Source organism: Bartonella sp. AP20NXHL (assembly GCF_042196165.1).
GTDB lineage: Bacteria > Pseudomonadota > Alphaproteobacteria > Rhizobiales > Rhizobiaceae > Bartonella.
The window spans coordinates 1-551 of sequence record NZ_JBHIPV010000118.1; the positions used below are offsets into that span (position 1 = coordinate 1).

The following is a 551-nucleotide window of genomic DNA, read 5'->3' on the forward strand; positions in this document are numbered from 1 at the left end:
TCCATATCTTAGAAAATAACTTTTGCCAATAGGCAGTATGGAGGCATTTGTGAATAAACCAGTGTTTATAAATTCTGATGAAATTCTCTTAGTGATGTGCGAAAATGAAGAGCAAAATCTCGCTAAATCTGGTCCTTTCTTAGAAGAAAGTGACATGATCAAATTTATCGACCAAGCCGATAATGCTGTCCAAATTTTGCGTATTGAACCAACGACTAATCGTTGCGAAGATATCTCTGAAGATATTGCCGAATTCTATCTTAAAGAATGTGAAGAGCAGTGTTTCAACGGAAACATTCCTCACGATTTTATTCTACACAGCACAGCATACGGTTTTTTTTTAGATGATATAAAACAGCGCGAATATGATGATGCAATGTATGGTTCTTACGAACAACAACACCGTTTGCGTCCTTGTGATGTGCTTTAAAAGCTAAAGGCGTTTTTAAAAGACGCCACCTTTTCAAAAAATTCACCACACAATGCAATGCCGTTCTTTTGCAAGAACGACAAAGGCAGAATCTAACTTAAAGGAGTAAAACCATGGAAAA

General features: G+C 36.5%; 1 protein-coding gene. It reads left to right on the plus strand.

Translation table 11 applies throughout. From position 1 onward, the window contains the following. The first annotated feature begins 49 nt into the window (after nt 1–49). Nucleotides 50–430 (plus strand): hypothetical protein, encoded by a 381-nt coding sequence (locus ACFILL_RS09540; protein WP_273791750.1) that lies wholly within the window; start codon nt 50–52, stop codon nt 428–430. The last annotated feature ends 121 nt before the right edge of the window (nt 431–551 follow it).